This is a genomic window from Hymenobacter daecheongensis DSM 21074, from assembly GCF_900141805.1.
GTDB lineage: Bacteria > Bacteroidota > Bacteroidia > Cytophagales > Hymenobacteraceae > Hymenobacter > Hymenobacter daecheongensis.
This window is the reverse complement of record NZ_FQYN01000001.1, coordinates 56,460-75,581: the sequence shown is the minus strand read 5'-3', so window position 1 is coordinate 75,581 and position 19,122 is coordinate 56,460. Positions and strand designations below refer to the sequence as shown.

Genomic DNA, 19,122 nt, shown 5'->3' with positions numbered 1-19,122 from the left:
GCTTAGAACGGCAGCTGATCAATTTCCGGCTCCTGCCGGAAGGTTTGCGCCTCCACCGGCTGCTGGTTTTGGCTCTGCTGCCCATCGGCGTGGGGCCGGCCACCCAGCATCGTTATTTCATCAGCCACAATCTCGGTGATGTAGCGCGTCTGGTTGTCCTTGTCTTGGTACTGCCGGGTCCGTATTTTGCCTTCTACGTAGATCTGGTGGCCCTTTTTGAGATACTTCTCGGCCACTTCGGCCAGCCCGCGCCAGGCCGTTATGTTGTGCCACTCAGTCCGCTCGATACGGGTGCCGCTCTTGTCTTTGTAGTAGTCGTTGGTCGCCAGCGTAAAGTTGGCCACGCTGGCCCCGCTTTCCAGATGCCGTACTTCCGGGTCTTTGCCCAAATGGCCTACCAGAATTACTTTGTTGATGCCTGCCATGATCTGACCGTTAAGTCGTTAGGGGAGAAAAATTTCCTGTATTAAAAATAGCAGCTATTTCCTGTATATCCAAATTTTTTAGTTTTTATTTCCAGATTGTGTCAATGTAGTTAGCAATTAGAATGGGCTTGGGCAAATCGTGCGCCTCCGTGGCCGTGAAAGCTGCCAGCCCCGCCGCCTGCAGAGCCGGCTGCGCCAATGGTTGCCGCAGCCACACCGGATGAAACTTAGCCTCCACTTTCTGGTGGCTCAGCACGTGCCGGAGCGCCTGCACGGGCTCCGCGGCCCGGTCAGTGGCCAACTGCCCGCCCAGCGACTCTACGGCATCGAGCAGCGCCATTGGCGGCAATTCGGCGGCGTCGGTTTCCGTGAGGGCGAAATCATAGAGGCCCTGCCAGATGTCTTTCGGGCCGCGCTTTTTCAGATACACCGTTTCGCCGTGGCGCAGCACCAGGTAGTGAAAGTAGCGCGTGCGGCTGGCTTTGGCTTTGCTTTTCACCGGCAATTCCTGCACCATGCCGTGCTGAAAAGCAAAACAGTGCTGCTGCAACGGGCAAAACAGGCAATCGGGCTTAACAGGGGTGCACTGAATGGCCCCAAACTCCATAATGGCCTGATTGAATTCCGCTGGCGCGGCGGCCGGAATCAGCGCGTCGGCCAGGGTCTGGAACTGCTTGCGGCTGGCAGGCGCGGCAATATCCGCAGTGATGCCGAACACGCGGGCCAGCACCCGGTACACGTTGCCGTCGAGCACAGCCACTTTTTCGCCGAAGGCGAAGGAGGCAATGGCCGCCGCCGTGTACTGGCCCACGCCGCGGAGCTTCAGCAATTCGGTGTAAGTGTCAGGAAATTTGCCGTCGTATTCGCGCACCACCTGCTGGGCGGTGTGGTGCATGTTGCGGGCCCGGGAGTAGTAGCCCAGGCCCTGCCAGTGGCGCAGCACCTCATCTTCGGGCGCGGCGGCCAGGTCGTGCACGGTGGGGTAGGTCGTGATGAAATCGAGGTAGTAAGGCAGGCCCTGCTTCACGCGGGTTTGCTGCAGGATTACCTCTGATAGCCAGATAGCATACGGGTCCTGGGTGTGGCGCCAGGGCAGGTCGCGGCGGTGCCGCGGGTACCATTCCAAGAGGGCAGGGGCAAAATAGGGGGCGGTGGCAGGGGTACTTATGTTGGGCAAAATATTGGGAGATAGGGGTTTGCTGATGCAGAAGCCGGCGAAGCGGAAAGTGGGAAAAGTATTGCAAAACCAAAAAGTACGGGTACCTTTGTGGCCCCAATTCGTAAACAACAGCTTACCGGGCAAGGGCTTACGTCTTGAATTGGGGCGTTTTGCCCAGTACCCATTTTTCACACCCTAGTACACTTACCAGCGTGACTAAAGCAGAAGTAATCGCCGAAATCGCCGACAAGACCGGCATTGAGAAAGCAGACGTATCCGCTACCGTTGAAGCCTTCTTCAAAGTGGTAAAAGATTCGATGGCCGACGGCAACAACATCTACGTGCGGGGCTTCGGTAGCTTCGTAAACAAGAAACGAGCTAAAAAAGTCGCCCGCAACATCTCGAAAAACACGTCGATTATCATCGACGAGCACTTCATTCCGAGCTTCAAGCCGTCGAAAACCTTCATCGGCAAGATCAAAAACAGCAAGAAGATTAAAGAGTTGGCCCAGGCCTAAGCTCCTTTCTTCGTAACATTGCGGCGCGCCGCCGGGTATCCGACTTCGGAACCCGGCGGCCTGCTTTTTCCCTATGGCATCCTCTAGTTCCTCCCATCAGCTTGTTCTCGTAGTCACTGCCCTCGCGGTGGCGGCCGGCCTGTACGTGCTGCCCAAAGGTATTGTGAAGCCCAAGGAAGGCAAAAGCGAGATGAGCCAGCAGGCGGCCCGCACGGCCAACCGCGACAACGGCGCCGCCGCGCCGTCCACGGCCTCCGTAGACGGCACCGCGCCCGCCGGCGCCACGGCCGAGCAGCCGCACATGACGGTAGCTCCCGCCAAACGGAAGGAAATCGACGGGCTGCTGGCTAAGTACTCGGCCGAGCGCGACCCGGTGGCCAAGCTGCGCGTGGCATCGGATCTGGCCGTGAAGTACCGTGAGGTCGAGAAGTTCGACAGCGCAGGCTACTACTACGAGCAGCTGGCCGTGGCTCGCCCCGGCGAGCAAACCTGGAAGCGGGCGGCGGATTCGTATTTCGAGGCGTTCAGCTTCGCGGCCACGGAGGAACGGCAGAAAATGCTGGCCACCAAAACCCGCGAACTGTACGAGAAGGTGTTGAAGAACAACCCCGAAAACCTCGACGCCAAGACCAACCTGGGCATGGCCTACATGGCCAGCGACAACCCCGTACAGGGCGTTACGCTGCTTCGCGAGGTGCTGGTGGCCGATCCGCGCAACGAAGGTGCCTTGTATAACCTGGGCCTGCTCTCCATTCAGAGCAACCAGTACGATAAGGCCGTAGAGCGCTTCCGGGAGCTGACGAAAGTCAACCCCGAGAACATCAACGGCCAGTTTTACCTCGGCGTCTCTTTGGCTAAAACCAATGCCAAAGAAGAAGCCAAGGCGACTTTCCTGAAAGTCAAGAGCTTGAGCACAGACCCGGCGCTATCGGCATCGGTGGATGAGCAACTCGCTCAGTTGAAGTAAGTAACCTTTTTTACAAACCCTAACCTCCTCATCATGCCCTGCGGTAAAAAGAGAAAGCGTCATAAGATTGCCACTCACAAACGGAAGAAGCGTCTGCGCAAGAACCGTCACAAGAAGAAGTAAGCCTCCCGGGGTTTGCTCGTCGGACTGCGGCCTCGGCCGCTGGTCCGTCCTATCTCTCACGTAAGTACTCTGAGAGTGGCTGGTTTTTCGCTTTCCCCGTGGCCTTGGAAGGGAAGCTGGTGCCAAGTGCACCGGCTTCCCTTTGCGGGTTTCGGGGGCGTAGGCTCGCCACGGCAGTGTATTCACTTAACCAACTGACCCATTGAGTAACGAATTAGTCATTAATTCTACTCAGGACGGAGAACGGATTGCCCTGCTCCAGGATAAGCGGCTCATCGAATACCATTTCGACCGCAACGACACCAACTACTCGGTTGGCGACATTTTCCTGGGGACGGTCAAGAAAGTTATGCCCGGTCTGAACGCCGCGTTCATTGACATCGGGTATCAAAAGGATGCCTTTCTGCACTACGGCGACTTGGGGGAGCAGTTTCCCTCGATGATGAAGTGGAGCAAGGGCGTACAATCGCAGAAAATTACCACGGGCGCGCTCAAAACCTTCCAGTTTGAAGGCCCGCTCGACAAAGTCGGCAAAGCCGCCGACGTGTTCAAAAAGGGTCAGCAGCTGCTGGTCCAGATTGTGAAGGAGCCGATTTCCACGAAAGGGCCCCGGCTGAGCATGGATATTTCCATGGCCGGCCGCTACCTGGTGCTGGTGCCGTTTTCCAACACGATAAGCGTATCCAAGAAGATCGTCAGCAAGACGGAGCGGGAGCGGCTCAAGCGGCTCATTGCCTCCATCAAGCCTGACAACTTCGGCGTGATTATCCGCACCGTGGCCGAAGGCCGCGAGGTGGCCGAGCTCGACAAGGATATGCAAAGCATGACGGCCAACTGGGAAACGCTTTTCCAGACCCTGCGTACGGCCAAGCCGAACGACAAGGTACTGGGTGAGCTGGGCCGCTCCAGCTCCATGCTACGCGACTTGCTCAACGAAAGCTTCGACTCCATCACCGTGGATTCGGCGCCGATGTACGAGGAGATGCGCAGCTACCTCCAGAAGATTGCGCCCGACAAGCTCGGTCTGCTCAAGCTCCACACCGGTAAGGTGAAAGTGTTTGAGCACGTTGGTTTGGAAAAGCAGCTCAAAACGCTGTTTGGCAAAACCGTGACCGTGCCCGGCGGCGGCTACCTCGTCATCGAGCACACCGAGGCGTTGCACGTCATCGATGTGAACTCCGGCAACAAGAGCAACCAGGAAAGTGACCAGGAGGCTACGGCCCTCATGATCAACATGCTGGCGGCCAAGGAGGTAGCCCGGCAGCTCCGTCTGCGCGACATGGGCGGCATCATCGTGGTCGATTTTATCGACATGAAGAGTGCCGAGAGTCGTAAGAAAGTGGAAGATGCCGTGCGCGACACGATGAAGCACGACAAAGCGCGCTTCACCGTATTGCCCCTCACCAAGTTTGGGCTGCTGCAGATCACGCGGCAGCGCGTACGTCCCGCCGAGAACATCATCACCGGCGAGGTGTGCCCAACCTGCGGTGGTACGGGCAAGATTTCGGCTTCTATCCTCGTAACGGACGAAATCGACAACAGCATCGAAGACCTGCTGGTGACCCAGAACCAGTCGGGCATCTCGTTGTATGTGCACCCCTTCCTGCACGCTTATTACACCAAGGGATTGGTGTCGAAGCAGATGAAGTGGTATCTCAAGTATTACAAGTGGGTGAAGGTTATGAAGGATACGTCCCTGGGCCTCACCGACTACCGCATCGAGGATGAGCGGGGCGAGGAAATCGAATTGCATTCCCCCGCCGCCGCCATGAGCCGTCTCCAGGACCGTGAGGTTGAGGAGTTGACGGACTAATGAGTACTGATTGACGGTTTTTTCTGCGAAAAGCCCTCCTGATAAGAAGAAAGCCCCGCTGCTCGAGATGAGCGGCGGGGCTTTTTCGTCTGTCATTGCGAGCGAAGCGAAGCAATCTGTCCTCTGAAATGTGAAAAGCTCTTTTTCAGCACAAAGCCCCGACGCACGGCATACGTCAGGGCTTTGTAGTTTAACAGGGCTCAACTCATTGTCCAGGACGGATTGCTTCGTCCTTCGTCCTCGCAATGACAGCTTAAAACTTCAAGCCAAGATCAAGGGCAATTTCGTTGTTCTTGAGCGTAACGTCCTTAATGCCACGGTCCTTGTCGAAGTACTTTTCGATATTGACTAGGCCGCGGTGGTAGGAGAGGCCGGCAAATACCTTGGTGCTTTGGCCGAGCTGATACTCTACGCCGGCTCCAACTAACGCCGCTGCATCGGGCAGAATAAAGTGCTTGCTGGCTTCCGTTTCCTGGGCCGTGGCGGGGTCGGTGTAGCGCTTGTCGCCGTTGAGTCGGCTGCCGATGAGGGCGCCGACGGAGCCGCCGAGCTGGAAGTACACTTTCGTGTCGGTGGCCACGTCGTTGGTGAAAAGCTTGACGGTGAGAGGCACTTCCAGGTACTGCAGGCCGATTTCCTGGTTGCGGCGCACCGGGTCGGCGTTGGTGGCGCTGGTTTTATCGGTGTAGGAAATGGTGCCGCCCTTGCCCGTCAGCCACAGGCCAGAGCTGAAAGCGTAGTTCTGCCCGAAGAAATAATCGACCACCAGACCACCGCCGAGGGTAACCTTGCTCTTCTCGTTCTGAAAGCTGGAGCCGGATGGCGAATCGGCCCGCAGATAGGCCACGGAGGGCGAAAGTTTGAGGCCAATTTCGACCTGCGCCGAAGCAGCCCCGGCGGAAGCACCCAGCAGGAGCAGGGCGAGCAACGATTTTTTCATGGCAAAAGGGGATAGGGAGTTGTGCTTTAGACGAAAGCGGGCCGCTTGGCGTTTCGATTTAGGTTATTTTCGCCCAAATATAGAAGCGTGCCTTACAACACCGCCCCCATGCGTCTTTTCCTGACCGCCGCGCTCGGCTCCGTGCTCCTGCTGAGCAATGGCTGCAGTACGGATACTTCTCAGTGCGAGTCGAACCCCGAAGTGGCCCGCGTAGCGGCACCCGTGCAGCTGGAGCGCCTGGAGCAGCCGTTCTTCCAGATTCGCACGCCCGCCGAGGCCCGGCAGTTCGTGCGGCAGCATCCGCTGTTTGCCGATCAGTTTCTGCAGCGCAAGCAGTATCCGTCGGAGGAAGTGCTGGATCAGGCGCTGGTGAAGCTGGCCACCAACCAGGGCCTGCAGAAACTAGGCAAAGAGGCAGAAGCCGAATTTAAAGACACGGAGGTGCTGAAGGCGCAGCTGCAGCGCATGTTTCAGCACGTGCGCTACTACTTTCCCGATTTTCGGGTGCCGCCAGTCAAGACCTTTGTCAGCGGCTTGAGCCAGGATATGTTCGTGAATGACAGCCTGATGGTGCTAAGCCTCGACTTCTTCGTGGGGCCCAAAGCCAGCTACCGGCCCAACCTGCCCGAGTACATTCTGCGCCGCTACGCGCCGGCCTACCTCATGCCTACGGCGGCGCTGGCCGTGAGCAGCAAATACAACCAGCACGCGCTGACCAACCAGACCATGCTGGGCGAGATGGTGCAGTTTGGGAAGTCGCTCTACTTCGCCGAAAAAGTGCTGCCCTGCACCGCCGATACGCTGCTGATGGGCTTTACAGGCCCGGAAATGGCGGGGGTGCAGTTTAACGAGGGCAAAATCTGGGCGCACTTCATCGAGAAGAACCTGATTTACAACACGGCGCCTTTCACCATTCAGAAATACATGGGCGAGCGGCCCAACGTGCCCGAAATTGGCCAGACCTGCCCCGGCCGGGTGGGGGCATGGGTGGGCTGGCAGATCGTACGCAAGTACATGGCCGAGCACCCCAACGTGACGCTGAAACAGCTGATGGCCGAAAGAGACCCCCAGCGCATCCTGAGCGAATCGCGCTACCGGCCGAAGCGCTGACGCGCTCAATTAAAAATTGAGAATTAAGAATTAAAAAATTTCTCAGCAGCCACGGGTTTAGTCAAGTTGGGTGAGACAGAATTCTCAATTTTTAATTCCTAATTCTTAATTGACTCCACGTGCACATTGCCGTTTTCAGCCAGTACCACACGAACCCCGACTGCCCGGCCACGAGCCGGCACTATTCGTTGCTGGCGCACCTGGCAAAGTCGCACCGCGTTACGCTGATTACGACGCGCACCTGGGAAACCCAGCGGCTGACGCACCTGTACCCCTGGCTGCCGGAGGGTGTGGAAATGCGGGCTGCCGAGGTGCCGTATGCTAATAAGATGGGCGTGGCGCGACGGGTGCTGGCTTTCGGGCAATACGCGGCGTATGCTGTGCGCGAAGGGCTGCGCCTGGAGCGGCCAGACGTTATCTGGGGCATCTCTACGCCGTTGACGGCAGCGTGGGCGGCGGCGCAGGTGGCGCGGCAGCGGCGGGTGCCGTGGGTGTTTGAGGTGCAGGATTTGTGGCCGTCGTTCCCCATTGCCATGGGCGCCGTGCCCACGCGCTTCGCGCAAAACAGGCTTTTTGCCCTGGAAAAGAGCCTCTACCGCAGCGCCCAACATATTCTGCCACTCTCGCCCGACATGACGCGCTACGTGCAGGCGCAGGGCATCGCGCCGGAAAAAATTACGACCGTACTCAACGGCACCGACCTGGAGCTGGCCGCGCTGGCAACGCCGGAGGCAGTAGAAGCGCTGCGGCAGGCGCACGGGCTGGCCGGCAAGCAGGTGGTGCTCTACGCCGGCACCTTTGGCCGTGCCAACGATATTCCGACGCTGGTAGCTGCCGCCGAACTGCTCGCGCTCCGGCGGCCAAACGTGGTGTGGCTGTTCATGGGGCTGGGATTTCATGAGCCGCTGGTGCGGGCCGCGGCCGCGCGGTGCACCAGCATCCGGCTGGTGCCGCCGCAGCCGCGCCATACCGTATTCGGGTGGTTCCGGCTGGCCGATATGTCGGTGGTGTCGTTCCTGAATCTGCCGGTGCTGGATGCTAATTCGCCGGCTAAGTTCTACGACAGTCTGGCGGTAGGCACGCCCGTTGTCGTCACTAATCAGGGCTGGACGAAGGCGTTGGTGGAACAGTATGGCTGCGGCTGGTATGCGCCCGCCGGCGATGCCGACGCTTTAGCGGCCTGCCTACAGAATATATTGGCGCAGCCGGAAACGCTGCGGGCAGCCGGCGAAAACGGCCGGCAAGTAGCCGCCGCGCAATTTGACCGCCAGCAGATTGCCGCTACGGTGCAGCGGGTGCTGGAAGCTGCCACCAGCCAGAGCGAGTAACGTGAAAATCCGTTTCGCGATGAGTACAGCGAGTGTCTGGAACTGCGCGGTTTCGGATACTTGCTATGCTCGTCGCGCAACAGATTTTCGCGCTACTCACTCCAAGCTGAGCTTATGTACCCGCTATAACCAGTTTTGTGCTAAGTTGTACTGTCTGGCAAAATAGTTGAAGCTTGTTTGGGGGCAGAACCCTGTTTGCAGGCGCTGGGGGCAGGTTCGCCGAAATGCTGCGCGTAGTATTTGCAGAAATCTTTGAGCGGGCAGATGGCGCACTTCGGCTGCCGGGCCACGCAGATGTAGCGGCCGTGCAGAATAAGCCAGTGGTGGGCCTTCGGAATCAGGGCTTCGGGTATATACCGCACCAACTCTTTCTCCACCGCCAGCGGTGTGGTTGCCGTGAGGGCAGCCAGGCCCAGGCGGTGCGACACGCGAAAAACGTGCGTATCGACGGCCATGGTGGGCTGGTTGTAAATGACGGACAGAATTACATTAGCCGTTTTGCGGCCCACACCGGGCAGGCGCTGCAACTCCTCCAGTGTGCTCGGCACTTCCGAGTTGAATTCTTCGGTCAGAAGGCGGCCCAGGCCGGCCAGGTGCTTGGCCTTGTTGTTGGGGTAGGATACGCTGCGGATGAGCGGGAAAATATCGTCGGGAGAGGCAGCGGCCAGGTGCGCGGGCGTCGGGAACTGCGCCAGCAGCGCGGGCATAATCTGGTTTACGCGCTTATCGGTGCACTGGGCGCTGAGCACGACGGCCACAATCAGCTCGTACGGGTTGCCGTAGTGCAGCTCCGTTTGGGGCTCGGGAAAATTGGTGGTGAAATAGTCGAGGAAGCGGCGGAACCGTTCGGGCTTGCGCATAAAAAAGAGGGAGAGAATAAATGGCGCGGATGCCGGGGCAAAGATGCTGGTTCAGCAGGTCTTTCCCACGCCATTGGCGCATTTACTCTTTCCCTCTCTTGGGCTTGTGCCGCTGCTAACCCGCCTTCAAAAAGGTGCGCGAGTATTGCAGAATCGAATCGGTGGTTTGCTGGCGGGGCTGACGCTGCAGGCCGTCCAGGCAGCGCTGAGCCAGCAGCAGGTCGGCGCAAATAGTGGCCAACTCGGGGTCGTGAAGCAGGGCGTGCTCTACTTCCTGGTGCTCCTTAGCCGGCAACTCGTTGTACACGTACCGCAGGAGCTTCTCGTGGGTAAAGGTTTTGATCATAGAAAACGGGTTGTGCGGCCATCTTCTTCCGCAGGTTGATCAGGGCGTAGCGCATCCGCCCCAAGGCAGTGTTGATACTGACCCCCGTCGCGTCGGCAATTTCCTGGAAGCTCATGTCGCCGTAGTGTCGCATCACGAGCACCTCTTTCTGCGCCGCAGGTAGGTCCTGAATTAACTCCCGAAGACGGGCGTAGGTTTCTTCCCGGGAGATAGACACATCCGCCCCCTCTTCTGCCATCGACAACGAGTTGAAGGCATGACTTGTTGTATCGAGGCTCAAAAGTGGGCTACGTTTTTCGCGCCGGAAAAAATCGATGGCCAGATTGTGCGCGATGCGGCAGATCCAGGATGAGAATTTCCCTTCCTCGTTGTAGCGCCCGCTTTTCATGGTGTGAATGGCCTTGATGAAGACATCCTGCAGCAGATCGTCGGCCACGTCCTCGTCGCGCACGATCAGCATGATCGTCGTGAAAACGCGGCTCTTGTGCCGGTCTAACAATAAAGCGAAGGCATCTTCCTTGCCGGCAATATAGAGCGAAATCAGAGCGGAGTCGCTCGGCTGCATGGTTTCCATAAAGACTACTTAGTGAATGGGAAGTAGAGCTTTAGGCCATAGAGTGCAGTTGCCGATGAGTGGGTAGGACCCGGAAAGGAGGTGATTGAAGAAATCAAATGTAGATAACTGGTTTGCTAAACACAATGGGTTTGCTGCCAAATGAGAAAAAAAATTGCACAGTTTTGAAACCCGGTATTGAAAAAATCAAATACTGCGTTTTTGGGCCGGATGGCAGCCGGCGGTGGCTGGCGCTGCAAAAGCGCGAAACGCCGTGCCCAGGGCATAGAGTGGCACATAAAAAAAGCCCGCCAAGGCGGGCTTTTGGGGTTTTCAGACGGTGGCGCGCCAATGGCGCGCTAGCGTTTCAGCTGCGCGTCCAGGTCCCGGATCTGCGCATCGAGGGCGGCGGTGGCAGCGGTTTGCCCGGTGGCGGTGCCGGCGCGCTGGGCCAGCTTGTCGGCGAGCTGCTGGAGCAGGGCTAAGCGGCGCTCGGTGCGTAGCAGCTCCAGCGCCAAGCGGGCGGGCACGGGGCCGGCATCGGGCATGGCCACGCGCGTCTCGGTAACGCCGGCCACCTGGCGGGCCCGCTGCTCGATGGCGGGGGCCGACATCATATCATCGGCGAAGCCCACAATCTGGCCCTGCATGTTCACGGCTTTGCCTTCTTCCAATATCTGGCGGGTGCCGTCTTTGCTCACCATAATGCCATCGGGACGAATGGTGAGGCCGTTGGCCATGGTGACGGGGGCCGAAAGGCGGCTGGTCTGGCCGGCCTGCAGCCGCATGGTCAGGCCGCCTTTGCGGTACACGCCATCTTTCAGGCTGGTGGCGCGGGCCGGGGCCGGGGAAGTGGTTTGGGCGAAAACGGGCGCGGCAGCAAGCAGCAGGCTACCCGCAACCCCGCAGGCAAGATAGAAGGAACGCATACGAGGCAGGTGTTGGGGAGAAAGATAGGCCGCAGCAAAATCAACTGCCGGCCAGACTACTGACGCGGTTGGGGCACGCAGGGTTACGCCTGGCCCTCGTGGCGCTGGCGGCGCAGCAGCCACTCGGTGGCGTTGCCCTCGTCGGTGAACAGGCGCACGTGGCAGGCGGCGCTGGCCACCAGCGGCGCGCCGTTTTCCTGATCGACGGCGCTCAGGTGGCCCGGCGACATGAGAAAGGCCACGTAGACGCGGCCTCCGAGCAGAGACGCCAGCCGCGGCAAAAACGCCTCCAGCACCCAATGGGTACTGTCTTCGCTGATGGGGCCGCGGCGGCGCAGGTCGAGGAGCCAGTAGCGCGAGCGGTGGGCGGTGGCGGCCGCCAATGTGGCTTCGTAGCCCTGCTGCACCTCCGGCTCACTCACCGGACGGTGCCAGCGCCCCAGCAGCGTGCCCGCATCCGGACGGAAGGTAAGCTCCATAAAATCGGCTACGGGCAGCGTAAGGGCAGGCATGGCGCAGTGTATAGAGGGCAAGATAGGAGAAAATAGACGGTTGCTGCAGCACAGTAGCGCGGCGGCCCGGCATCTGAAACATAGGCGGGTTTAGTGCCCAGGGCGGGTTTCCCGCTACCTTTGGCCCGCTTCCACCCGACTCGTTTCCGCTATGCCAGCTGCCGCCCCCGCTCCCCTTCGTCATGACCCATACGCCGCGTTGCGGATTCCGGATTTCCGCCGCCTGATTTCGGCCCGGGCCAGCATGGTCATTGCCACCCAGATCCAGGGCGCGGTGGTGAGCTGGCAGATTCTGAAGCTTACCGGCGACCCGCTGGCGCTGGGCCTGATCGGGCTGGCCGAGGCCATTCCCAGCATCGTGGTATCGCTGTATGCCGGGCACGTGGCCGACTCGGTGCGGCGCAAAAACATCATCGTGTTGGCCGTGGCGGTGCTGCTGCTGTGTTCGGTGGCATTGTGGTGGCTGTCGGGGCCGTGGGGGCGGCCTTTGCTGGCGAAGGAAGCCTTGTATACGCTGCCGCTATACGCGGTGCTGTTTGTGAGCGGCATTGCGCGGGGCTTTCTGGGGCCGGCGCTGTTCTCGTTTATGCCCCAGCTGCTGCCCGACCGGGAGCGGCTTTCGAACGCCATTACCTGGAACAGCACTACCTGGCAGGCCTCGTCGGTCATCGGGCCGGCCATTGGCGGACTGATTATCGGCTTTGCGGGCCGCGTGCATCCCGAAACCGGCATCACGACGGCCTACGCCGTGGATGCGGGGCTGATGGCGCTGGCGCTGGGGCTGTATGTGTCCATTGCCGGCCGGCCGCTGCCCGTCCGCGAGGGCGAGAAGCCCAGCCTGAAGGAAAGCCTGCTGACGGGCGTGCAGTTCATTTTCGGCAACCAGCTGGTGCTGGCGGCGCTGTCGTTGGATCTGTTTGCGGTGCTGTTTGGCGGGGCCGTGGCCCTGCTGCCCATCTTTGCCGATACCATTCTGAAAGTGGGAGCCCAGGGCTACGGCTACCTGCGGGCCGCGCCGGCCGTGGGCTCGGTGCTGATGGCCGTGGCGCTGACGTACTTTCCGCTGTGGCGACACGCGGGCCGCAAGCTGCTGTGGGCGGTGGCAGGCTTCGGCGCGGCCACCATTGCGTTTGCGCTGTCCACTAACTTCTGGCTTTCGTTGTTTCTGCTGTTTCTCACCGGCGTGTTCGATTCCGTGTCGGTTATCGTGCGCTCCACACTCATTCACACCTTCACGCCCGAATACATGAAAGGGCGCGTGTCGGCGGTGAACAACATCTTTATCGGCTCCAGCAACGAGATTGGGGCCTTTGAGTCGGGGGTGATGGCCCGGTGGCTGGGCGTGGTGCCCTCGGTGGTGTTTGGAGGGCTGATGACGCTGGGCGTGGTGGGCGTCACGGCGTGGCGGGCCGATAAGCTGCGCACCCTCGACCTGACCCCGAAACAGGCCGAGCCGGCAGTCTGAAAGCAGCCGGAAGCGCACAAACCGGTCGTTGGCAATAGCTGCAACGCTATATAGTGTAGCTTTGGCGCAGAATTGTGCTAAAGAATCCGGCTGATCAGGGCCCCGCTGCCACCCCGCACCATGGCTGTTCCCCCGTCCGAAGCTGCGCTCGAAGCCCGCCTCGCCCACCTGCGGGCGACGGATGCGGAGGCGTTTATGGAACTGCTGTTCCGGGAGTTTTACCGCCCGCTGGGCAATGTGATTCACCGCGTGGTGCAGGACCGCGCCGTGACGGAAGACCTGCTACAGGATGTGTTCCTGCGCATCTGGAACAGCCGCGACACGCTGACTGTCAGCACTACTTACGGCGCGTATCTGTACCGGGCGGCGCTAAACGCGGCGCTGCGCCACACCGAGCGCCACCAGCGGCAGGTGCCCTGGGCCGAGCTGCCCGCCGCCGCCGAGCCCGCCGCCGACAACGCCCTGCACGCGCTGTATCAGCAGGAGGCCGAAGCCTCGGTGGCGGCCGCGCTGGCCCGGCTGCCGCCGCAGTGCCGGGCCGTGTTCACCATGAGCCGCTACGACGAGCTGAGCTACCAGCAGATTGCGGAAACGCTGGATATCTCGCCGAAAACCGTGGAAAACCAGATGGGCAAAGCCCTGCGCATTATGCGCAAACAGTTGAGCGGGCTGCTGAAGAATATGTATCTGCTGCTGTTGTGAGAATTTGCCAGTCCTGAGGCCGGTGAAACGTGCCCTGCCCGGCGGCCTATCCACGCGCCCGCCGTTGCGGACTATTCTGCCAAATTTGCGGGCATGCACCCAGTTTTGGCTTATACCGACCGAATTGTGAAGCTCGACCCGCCGGCCCGCGACGAGCTGCTGCAGGCCTTCGTGCGGCAGGAGTTTCCCAAAGGCACCTGTCTGCTCCGGGCCGGGCAGGTTAGCCAGCATTACCACTTTATCGAGCAGGGGCTGGTGAAGTCATCGTTCTACAAGGAGGACAAGGAGTTCATTATGACCTTCTTCAAGGAGACTATCCTGTTCACGGAAATCAACAGCTACCTGACCAGCGCCCCCTCCAAATACCAGCTGCTGGCCCTGGAGCCTACCACGGTCTACAGCATTGCGCGCCCGGATATTGAGCGCCTCTGCCACCGGCATCACGCCGTCGAAACGCTGTTTCGGCAGCTGCTGGCCTTCGCCTCCGTTGGCATGATGAAGCGCATCAGCGAGATGCTGGAGGAAAATGCCACCACGCGCTACCAGTTGTTTGTGCAGGAAAAAGCGCCCTTGCTGCAGCGCATTAGCCTAGGCGATTTGGCGGCGTACCTGGGCATCACGCAGGTGTCGCTGAGCCGCATCCGGGCCGGCCGGTAGCTTTTTATCATTTGTTAAAAGATTGGGCGCAGGCGGCGAATAGCTTTGGGAAGAACTTCAGTCTCCTCCAACTACCCCATGAAAACTGCCCGCTCGCCCCACCTCTTGTTTTGGCTGATAACCGGCCTGCTGGCCTTCGGAATGCTGGCCGGGGGCACTGCTCAGCTGCTGCACGCCCGGTTCAACGTGGAGGGAATGCGGCATCTGGGCTACCCGCTCTACGTATTGTCGATAGTGGGGGCGTGGAAGCTGGCGGGGGTGCTGGTGATTCTGGTGCCGGGCTGGCCGCTGGCCAAGGAATGGGCCTACGCGGGCTTCTTTTTCCTGCTGACGGGGGCCACCGTGTCGCACCTAGTCAGCGGCGACGGCCTGGGTGGGTCGCTGGCCCCGTTTGTCTTCGCCGGCCTGACGGTGGCCTCCTGGTATCTGCGCCCCGCCGGCCGCCGGCTGGTGCCCGCGCCGCCGCTCCCGGCGCCGGGCTAGCCGCTTGGGCGCGGCCGCGCCTGCTTTTCAGGGCGGTGCTGCGAGCCGCAGATAAAAGATCAGACCAACCCAGTAATAGCCAGGAGATGAACCCCAAAGTTGATTTCTACTTCACCAAAGCCGGCAAGTGGCTGGAGGCAATAGAGCACCTGCGCACCTTCGTGCTGGACTGCGGCCTTGCGGAAGAATTGAAATGGGGCGTACCGTGCTACACGTTTCAAAGCCGCAACGTCGTTTTGCTGCACGTATTCAAAGACTACTGTGCGCTTCTGTTCATTAAAGGAGCCTTGCTGCGTGACCCCAACGGCCTGCTGATTCAGCAAACGGCCAATACGCAGGCCGCCCGGCAGCTGCGGTTCACCTCGGTGCAGCAGGTAGTGGCAAGCGAAGCCCTAGTGAAAGCGTACATTGAGGAGGCCGTGGCAGTGGAAAAATCCGGTTTGAAAGTAGCGTTCAAAACGCCGGAGGAGTTTGCGCTGCCTGATGAGCTGGCGAGCAAGCTGGCCGGCAACGCTGCGCTGAAATCCGCTTTCTATGGTCTGACGCCCGGCCGGCAGCGGGCCTATATCCTCTATTTTTCCGCGCCCAAGCAGGCCCAAACCCGAGCGGCACGGGTGGAAAAATCCGTGCCCCACATTCTCAACGGCATAGGGCTGAATGACTAATAAGCTGTTTGCGTTAGCGAAAGAGTAGTCAGAACCGTGTAGAGACGCATACTTGCGTCTCGTCGTTGAACGACAATCGTTGTGCTGGCGCGGCTGACAAGACGCAACTATGCGTCTCTACACGGTTCAACGGCCTGAAAAAGCAACTCGAACAGCTTCTAAGCTTGTTCCCAGATTCAACTTCTGCAAACGGCAGTCATGGCGCACCCGGCATGGCTGCCTTTTTTAGTTGAAAGCCAGAAGCTAATAAGCGGCAAAAAATATTTTTCCTCACCGCGTAGGGGTGGCGGGCCGGTTGCGGATCAGACACTTGAAATCCTCATCAAGTTCTGACCCCTAAACCTGCTTACCGCTATGAAAACACTCCTTTCTTCCGCCCTGCTCGCGTTGAGCCTGCTGCTCAGCGGCTGCCACGACCACGACATTTTCCCGGACCGCATCAGCGGCAGCGGCCCCGTGGAGGCTGAAAATCGCGCCGTATCGGCTTTCAACCGCGTTGATCTGGCCATTGATGGCACCGTGTACCTCACGCAGGGCACGCCGGCCAGCGTGCGGGTGGAGGCCCAGCGCAACGTGCTCGAGGTGCTGCAAACCAGCGTGAGCGGCGAAAAGCTGAGCATCGGCTTCGGGCGGGTGCAGGTGCGCCGCCACGAGCCTATTCGGGTGTATATCACCACGCCCAACCTGCAGGCGGTGGCCGTGGCGGGTTCCGGAGAATTGCAGGGAAAGGAAGGCTGGCAGGTGCAGGATCTGGACCTGGCGCTGTCGGGCTCGGGCAGTATCGGGTTCGATAATATCACGGCCCGCGACCTGGATACCGATATTTCCGGCTCGGGCACGGTACGGCTCAGCGGCGCGGCGCACAGCCATAGCGTGGACCTCAGCGGCTCGGGCAAGGTGGAGGCGTATGGGCTGCGGCTGCAAACGGCCGACGTGCGCATCAGCGGCTCGGGCGCGTGCTACCTCACGGCCTCGGAGGCCCTGCGGGCCACCATCAGCGGCTCGGGCAACATCTACTACCGCGGCCGGCCGGCCGTGACGGTGCGCGTGTCGGGTTCCGGCCGCGTGGTGGATGCCAACTAGCTTTTTGCCGGACTTTCTGCCGCTTTTCGGCCCGCCCGGCGGCAGGTGGCGGCTTTGGCCGGCCTTTTCCCTTCAACTACTCCTCTTTTCCTGGCTGCTTATGCTCCGCCCTTTTCTGCTGTTTCTGCTTTTGCTGCTGCCCGGCCTCACGGCCATGGCCCAGCAGCCCGGCCCCGGCCGCGCCCCCGACGCCAACGCCAGCGTGACGCTGAGCGGTTACCTGCGCGATGCCGCCAACGGCGAGGCCCTGGTGGGCGCGTCGGTATTCGTGAAAGCCCTGGCCGTGGGCGCTACGGCCAATGAGTACGGCTTTTACTCGCTCACGCTGCCGAAAGGCACTTACACCATCACCTACACCTACCTGGGCTACGAGGCGCAGGAAACGCCCCTCACGCTGACCACCAGCCTGACCCGCTCGGTGCGCCTGGCCACCCGCGGCGTGCAGACTAGTGAGGTGCTGATAACGGGCCAGAAACCCGACGAAAACGTGAAAAGCACCGAGATGAGCGTGAACCGGCTCGACCTGAAGCAGGTGAAGCTGATGCCGGCGCTGCTGGGCGAAGTCGATGTGATTCGCAGCATTCAGCTGCTGCCGGGCATCAGCACGGTGGGCGAGGGGGCCGCGGGCTTCAACGTGCGCGGCGGGGGCGTCGATCAGAACCTGATTCTGCTGGATGAGGCCCCGATTTATAACGCCTCGCACCTGTTCGGGCTGTTTTCGACCTTCAACCCCGATGCCGTGAAGGACATCAAGCTGGTGAAGGGCGGCATTCCGGCGCAGTACGGCGGGCGGCTTTCCTCGCTGCTGGATGTGCGCATGAAGGAGGGCAACACCCAGCGCCTGGGCGTGAGCGGCGGCGTGGGGCTGATTATGTCGCGCTTGGCGGTGGAAGCGCCCATCGTGAAAGATAAGGGCTCATTTATCGTGGCCGGGCGGCGCTCCTACGGCGACTTGTTCCTGAAGCTGATACCCGCGCAGAAGGACAATCAGGCGTATTTCTACGACCTCTCGATGAAGGCCAACTACACGCTGGGCACCCAGGACCGGCTCTACGTGAGCGGCTACCTCGGGCGCGACGTTTTCGCCTTCGGTAAGGATTTCAAGAATACGTTGGGCAACCGTACCGGCACCGTGCGCTGGAACCACGTGCTGAACGCCCGGCTGTTTGCCAACGTGACGGGCGTGGTGAGCAAGTACGACTACGGCCTGGGCGTGCCCGAGGGCAATCAGGCGTTCGACTGGAAGTCCAACATCGTGAACTACAACCTGAAGGCCGATTTCAACTACTACCGCACGCCGCAGAGCACGCTCAACTTCGGCGCGGGCGCCATTTACTACACCTTTTTGCCCGGCCGCGTCACGCCCGGCAATGCCAGCTCCATCTTCCGCCCGCTGGCGCTGGATGAGCAGCAGGCCGTGGAATACGATGCCTACCTCGACAACGAGCAGACGTTTTCGGCTCGGCTCTCGGCGCAGTATGGCCTGCGTCTGAGCATGTTCGACTACCTCGGCGCGGGCACCGTGTTCGACTACGAAGGCCCCGACGGCCGCCAGAAAACGCCGGTGAACCCGCGGCAGTACGGCGCGGGCAAAGTCATCAAACGCTACCCCAACCTGGAGCCCCGGGCCTCGCTACGCTATGCCCTCAGCGAAACCAGCTCGCTGAAAGCCAGCTACAACCGCATGGTGCAGTACATTCATCTGGTATCGAACACCACGGCCTCCTCGCCGCTGGATGTCTGGACCCCGAGCACCAACAACATCCGGCCCGAAAAAGCCGATCAGGTGGCCGTAGGCTACTTCCGCAACTTCCAGGACAACGCTTACGAGGCCTCGGTGGAGGTGTTTGGCAAGCGCATGGACAACCAGATCGACTACATCAACGGGGCCAACACGCTGCTCAACAAAAACCTGGAGGCCGAGCTGCTCTACGGCCGCGGCCGCGCCTACGGGGCCGAGTTCTACGTGAAGAAAAACCAGGGCGACTTCACCGGCTGGATCAGCTACACGCTGAGCCGCTCGGAGCGGCAAATCAACGGCCTGAACAACAACGACTGGTACGTGAATAAGTACGACAAAACGCACTACCTCTCAGTGGTGGGCCTGTACCAGCTCAATCCGCGCTGGACGCTGTCGGGCACCTTCAGTTACAGCACCGGCATCGCCACCACCTTCCCCGACTCGCGCTATTCCTACCAGGGCCTTATCATTCCGAACGTGAACGGCGACGTGCGCAACAACTACCGCGTGCCCGCCTACCACCGCCTCGACCTGGCCGCCACCCGCGAGGGCAAAACCGACCCCAACCGCCGCTGGCACGGCAGCTGGACGTTCTCGGTGTACAACGCCTACGCCCGCCGCAACGCCTACAGCATCTATTTCCGCCAGAACAAGGACAACCCGCTCCGGACCGAGGCCGTGCGCCTGTCGGTGCTCGGGAGCGTGCTGCCCTCGGCTTCCTACAACTTCAATTTCTAAGCTGC

Annotated in this window: 20 protein-coding genes; 12 read left to right on the top strand and 8 right to left on the bottom strand. The window is 60.4% G+C overall.

Going from position 1 to position 19,122, the window contains the following annotated elements; all coding sequences use genetic code 11:
* Positions 1-2: 2 nt before the first annotated feature.
* Complete coding sequence (locus BUB62_RS00345) at positions 3-425, bottom strand: single-stranded DNA-binding protein (protein ID WP_073104744.1); 423 nt, start codon at positions 423-425, stop codon at positions 3-5.
* A gap of 85 nt (positions 426-510) precedes the next feature.
* Positions 511-1,551 carry an A/G-specific adenine glycosylase gene (mutY, locus tag BUB62_RS00340; RefSeq protein WP_234988441.1) on the bottom strand — a complete coding sequence of 347 codons (1,041 nt, stop codon included), beginning with the start codon at positions 1,549-1,551 and terminating at the stop codon, positions 511-513.
* Between the two features lie 245 nt (positions 1,552-1,796).
* On the opposite strand from mutY, the gene BUB62_RS00335 reads away from it, so the two are divergent.
* The 3 genes from BUB62_RS00335 to BUB62_RS00325 all read left to right on the top strand — a co-directional run bounded on the left by BUB62_RS00335 (position 1,797) and on the right by BUB62_RS00325 (position 5,005).
* Positions 1,797-2,102: an HU family DNA-binding protein gene (locus tag BUB62_RS00335; protein ID WP_073104742.1), complete on the top strand. Its 306-nt coding sequence runs from the start codon at positions 1,797-1,799 to the stop codon at positions 2,100-2,102.
* Positions 2,103-2,175: 73 nt separating this feature from the next.
* On the top strand, positions 2,176-3,069 hold the full coding sequence (locus BUB62_RS00330) for a tetratricopeptide repeat protein (protein WP_073104740.1): 894 nt from the start codon (positions 2,176-2,178) through the stop codon (positions 3,067-3,069).
* A 325-nt stretch (positions 3,070-3,394) separates the two neighbouring features.
* On the top strand, positions 3,395-5,005 hold the full coding sequence (locus BUB62_RS00325) for an Rne/Rng family ribonuclease (RefSeq protein ID WP_073104738.1): 1,611 nt from the start codon (positions 3,395-3,397) through the stop codon (positions 5,003-5,005).
* Positions 5,006-5,258: 253 nt separating this feature from the next.
* Here the strand turns inward: BUB62_RS00325 and BUB62_RS00320 are convergent, their stop codons facing one another.
* Positions 5,259-5,945: a porin family protein gene (locus BUB62_RS00320; RefSeq protein WP_073104736.1), complete on the bottom strand. Its 687-nt coding sequence runs from the start codon at positions 5,943-5,945 to the stop codon at positions 5,259-5,261.
* A 108-nt stretch (positions 5,946-6,053) separates the two neighbouring features.
* Between BUB62_RS00320 and gldB the strand changes: the two genes are divergently transcribed.
* Both gldB and BUB62_RS00310 read left to right on the top strand, forming a co-directional pair.
* Positions 6,054-7,055: a gliding motility lipoprotein GldB gene (gene gldB / locus BUB62_RS00315; RefSeq protein ID WP_234988434.1), complete on the top strand. Its 1,002-nt coding sequence runs from the start codon at positions 6,054-6,056 to the stop codon at positions 7,053-7,055.
* Positions 7,056-7,174: 119 nt separating this feature from the next.
* Positions 7,175-8,383, top strand: coding sequence for a glycosyltransferase family 4 protein (locus tag BUB62_RS00310; RefSeq protein ID WP_073104734.1), 1,209 nt, complete (start codon positions 7,175-7,177; stop codon positions 8,381-8,383).
* Between the two features lie 140 nt (positions 8,384-8,523).
* Here BUB62_RS00310 and nth read toward each other — a convergent pair whose 3' ends face one another.
* From nth to BUB62_RS00285, 5 genes are all read right to left on the bottom strand, one after another.
* Complete coding sequence (gene nth / locus BUB62_RS00305) at positions 8,524-9,243, bottom strand: endonuclease III (protein WP_073104733.1); 720 nt, start codon at positions 9,241-9,243, stop codon at positions 8,524-8,526.
* A 115-nt stretch (positions 9,244-9,358) separates the two neighbouring features.
* Positions 9,359-9,589: a hypothetical protein gene (locus tag BUB62_RS00300; RefSeq protein WP_073104730.1), complete on the bottom strand. Its 231-nt coding sequence runs from the start codon at positions 9,587-9,589 to the stop codon at positions 9,359-9,361.
* Complete coding sequence (locus tag BUB62_RS00295; RefSeq protein ID WP_073104729.1) at positions 9,528-10,163, bottom strand: RNA polymerase sigma factor; 636 nt, start codon at positions 10,161-10,163, stop codon at positions 9,528-9,530. Before BUB62_RS00295 ends, BUB62_RS00300 begins: the two co-directional genes overlap by 62 nt.
* 338 nt (positions 10,164-10,501) lie before the next feature.
* Positions 10,502-11,071, bottom strand: a complete 570-nt coding sequence (locus BUB62_RS00290; protein WP_073104728.1) for a DUF6799 domain-containing protein — start codon at positions 11,069-11,071, stop codon at positions 10,502-10,504.
* 83 nt (positions 11,072-11,154) lie between these two features.
* A complete protein-coding gene (locus tag BUB62_RS00285; RefSeq protein WP_073104726.1) occupies positions 11,155-11,583 on the bottom strand; it encodes a hypothetical protein in 429 nt (142 codons plus the stop codon).
* Positions 11,584-11,734: 151 nt separating this feature from the next.
* On the opposite strand from BUB62_RS00285, the gene BUB62_RS00280 reads away from it, so the two are divergent.
* From BUB62_RS00280 to BUB62_RS00250, 7 genes are all read left to right on the top strand, one after another.
* A complete protein-coding gene (locus tag BUB62_RS00280; protein WP_073104725.1) occupies positions 11,735-13,048 on the top strand; it encodes an MFS transporter in 1,314 nt (437 codons plus the stop codon).
* A gap of 120 nt (positions 13,049-13,168) precedes the next feature.
* Positions 13,169-13,750, top strand: a complete 582-nt coding sequence (locus BUB62_RS00275; RefSeq protein WP_084538710.1) for an RNA polymerase sigma-70 factor — start codon at positions 13,169-13,171, stop codon at positions 13,748-13,750.
* Positions 13,751-13,843: 93 nt separating this feature from the next.
* The gene (locus tag BUB62_RS00270; RefSeq protein ID WP_084538709.1) at positions 13,844-14,407 is read left to right on the top strand and encodes a Crp/Fnr family transcriptional regulator; all 564 of its coding nucleotides are present in this window, start codon (positions 13,844-13,846) and stop codon (positions 14,405-14,407) included.
* 78 nt (positions 14,408-14,485) lie between these two features.
* The gene (locus BUB62_RS00265; RefSeq protein WP_073104721.1) at positions 14,486-14,890 is read left to right on the top strand and encodes a DoxX family protein; all 405 of its coding nucleotides are present in this window, start codon (positions 14,486-14,488) and stop codon (positions 14,888-14,890) included.
* An 86-nt stretch (positions 14,891-14,976) separates the two neighbouring features.
* Positions 14,977-15,555, top strand: a complete 579-nt coding sequence (locus tag BUB62_RS00260; protein ID WP_073104720.1) for a YdeI/OmpD-associated family protein — start codon at positions 14,977-14,979, stop codon at positions 15,553-15,555.
* A gap of 354 nt (positions 15,556-15,909) precedes the next feature.
* On the top strand, positions 15,910-16,638 hold the full coding sequence (locus BUB62_RS00255; RefSeq protein ID WP_084538708.1) for a head GIN domain-containing protein: 729 nt from the start codon (positions 15,910-15,912) through the stop codon (positions 16,636-16,638).
* 100 nt (positions 16,639-16,738) lie between these two features.
* Complete coding sequence (locus BUB62_RS00250) at positions 16,739-19,117, top strand: TonB-dependent receptor (RefSeq protein ID WP_073104716.1); 2,379 nt, start codon at positions 16,739-16,741, stop codon at positions 19,115-19,117.
* The last annotated feature ends 5 nt before the right edge of the window (positions 19,118-19,122 follow it).

Excerpts from the sequence above, each read along its gene's own strand:
- BUB62_RS00270 (WP_084538709.1), top strand. The coding sequence starts at position 13,844 with ATGCACCCAGTTTTGGCTTATACCGACCGAATTGTGAAGCTCGACCCG.
- BUB62_RS00330 (WP_073104740.1), top strand. The coding sequence starts at position 2,176 with ATGGCATCCTCTAGTTCCTCCCATCAGCTTGTTCTCGTAGTCACTGCC.
- BUB62_RS00275 (WP_084538710.1), top strand. The coding sequence starts at position 13,169 with ATGGCTGTTCCCCCGTCCGAAGCTGCGCTCGAAGCCCGCCTCGCCCAC.
- nth (WP_073104733.1), bottom strand. The coding sequence starts at position 9,243 with ATGCGCAAGCCCGAACGGTTCCGCCGCTTCCTCGACTATTTCACCACC.
- BUB62_RS00290 (WP_073104728.1), bottom strand. The coding sequence starts at position 11,071 with ATGCGTTCCTTCTATCTTGCCTGCGGGGTTGCGGGTAGCCTGCTGCTT.
- gldB (WP_234988434.1), top strand. The coding sequence starts at position 6,054 with ATGCGTCTTTTCCTGACCGCCGCGCTCGGCTCCGTGCTCCTGCTGAGC.
- BUB62_RS00250 (WP_073104716.1), top strand. The coding sequence starts at position 16,739 with ATGCTCCGCCCTTTTCTGCTGTTTCTGCTTTTGCTGCTGCCCGGCCTC.
- BUB62_RS00255 (WP_084538708.1), top strand. The coding sequence starts at position 15,910 with ATGAAAACACTCCTTTCTTCCGCCCTGCTCGCGTTGAGCCTGCTGCTC.
- BUB62_RS00300 (WP_073104730.1), bottom strand. The coding sequence starts at position 9,589 with ATGATCAAAACCTTTACCCACGAGAAGCTCCTGCGGTACGTGTACAAC.
- BUB62_RS00280 (WP_073104725.1), top strand. The coding sequence starts at position 11,735 with ATGCCAGCTGCCGCCCCCGCTCCCCTTCGTCATGACCCATACGCCGCG.
- BUB62_RS00260 (WP_073104720.1), top strand. The coding sequence starts at position 14,977 with ATGAACCCCAAAGTTGATTTCTACTTCACCAAAGCCGGCAAGTGGCTG.
- BUB62_RS00265 (WP_073104721.1), top strand. The coding sequence starts at position 14,486 with ATGAAAACTGCCCGCTCGCCCCACCTCTTGTTTTGGCTGATAACCGGC.
- BUB62_RS00345 (WP_073104744.1), bottom strand. The coding sequence starts at position 425 with ATGGCAGGCATCAACAAAGTAATTCTGGTAGGCCATTTGGGCAAAGAC.
- BUB62_RS00295 (WP_073104729.1), bottom strand. The coding sequence starts at position 10,163 with ATGGAAACCATGCAGCCGAGCGACTCCGCTCTGATTTCGCTCTATATT.
- BUB62_RS00320 (WP_073104736.1), bottom strand. The coding sequence starts at position 5,945 with ATGAAAAAATCGTTGCTCGCCCTGCTCCTGCTGGGTGCTTCCGCCGGG.
- BUB62_RS00285 (WP_073104726.1), bottom strand. The coding sequence starts at position 11,583 with ATGCCTGCCCTTACGCTGCCCGTAGCCGATTTTATGGAGCTTACCTTC.